General features: G+C 69.7%; 1 protein-coding gene. It reads right to left on the bottom strand.

What is annotated here, in order from left to right; genetic code table 11:
* Positions 1-44: 44 nt before the first annotated feature.
* The gene (locus IE239_RS41390; protein ID WP_190154595.1) at positions 45-1295 is read right to left on the bottom strand and encodes an IS701 family transposase; all 1251 of its coding nucleotides are present in this window, start codon (positions 1293-1295) and stop codon (positions 45-47) included.
* Positions 1296-1355: the final 60 nt, after the last annotated feature.

The raw sequence follows: 1355 nt of genomic DNA on the forward strand, positions 1-1355 counted from the left end.
GGCGGCGAGAAGGGTCTGGAGTTCTCGCACGACTTGGTAAAGGCTCAGACCTGCGCCGCGTCTTTTGGGTCTCGTGCCAGTCGTTGCAGCGTGCAGAAGGCGTGGGCGGCCGATACGAGGGTGACGTGGTGATGCCAGCCGCCCCAGGTGCGGCCCTCGAAGTGGGCCAGGCCCAGGGCCTGTTTCATCTCGCGGTAGTCGTGTTCGATGCGCCAGCGGAGCTTGACCAGCCGGACCAGGGTCGCCAGCGGCATGCCGGAGGGCAGGTCCGACAGCCAGAACTGCACTGGTTCGGGTTCGGTGGCGGGCCACTCGGCCAGCAGCCAGCGTTCGGGCAGTTCAGGACCGTCGCTGGTCTTGCGGACGCCTCGTCCGGCGGGTCGCACGCGCAGGGCCACGAACCGCGAGTGCATGCGTTTGAATCCGCTGATCCCCTTGCCGGGCCGGGAGCCTTCCCGCCAGGACACCGGCCTCCCAGCCGCCCGCCCGGCTGCGATGACCAGGTCTTTCATGGTCTGCGCAGGCTCGGGGTACTGCATTGCCGGTGGCCGGCCGGTTCCCGCGTAGGCGGGCTGGACGGGCCGGGCGCCGGCCGGATGGGCGGTGTGACGGGAGGAAATGCCCACCGCATAGGGCAGGTTGCGTTCTTCCAGGCCGTGGCGGAAGGCGGCGGCATCGCCGTATCCGGCGTCCGCGACGACCAGAGGGACGTCGATGCCCCACGAGCGGGTCTCGTCGATCATGTCCAGGGCCAGCTGCCACTTCTCCACGTGCCCCACCCGGCCGGGGATGCCGCAGCGGCTGCGGCGGGCGACCTTGACCGCATCGGCCTCCGGGGAGGCCGGGTCCCAGGACGCGGGCAGGAACAGACGCCAGTTCACCGCCGCCGAGGCGTGGTCCCGGGCCAGGTGCAGCGACACCCCGACCTGGCATTTGGTGACCTTGCCCGCGGTGCCGGTGTACTGCCGCGACACACACGCCGACGCGTCCCCGTCCTTCAAAAAGCCGGTGTCGTCGACGATCAACGCCTCCGCCCCGATCGCCTCGTGCATCCTCCAGGCCAGCCGGGCCCGCACATGCGCCGGATCCCACAGACTGGAGGTGATGAAGTGCGCCAGCGCCTGACGGTTGCCGTCCTCACCCAGACGGGCCGCCATCGGCTCCACCGACTTACGCCGCCCGTCCAAAAGCAATCCGCGCACATACGCCTGCCCCCACCGCCGCTGATCCGCACGGAAGAACCCGTCGAACAACTCCGCCGCGAACGCCTCCAGGTCCTCCCGGACCCCGGCCATCTCCTCAGGTGTCACACCATCCCAACGACACCCGCACACCAACAGACACGCCACCCACGA

This window comes from Streptomyces humidus (genome assembly GCF_014649655.1).
Taxonomy (GTDB): Bacteria; Actinomycetota; Actinomycetes; order Streptomycetales; family Streptomycetaceae; genus Streptomyces; species Streptomyces humidus.

Coding starts and splice junctions, on each gene's coding strand:
- IE239_RS41390 (WP_190154595.1), bottom strand. CDS start 1,295: ATGGCCGGGGTCCGGGAGGACCTGGAGGCGTTCGCGGCGGAGTTGTTC.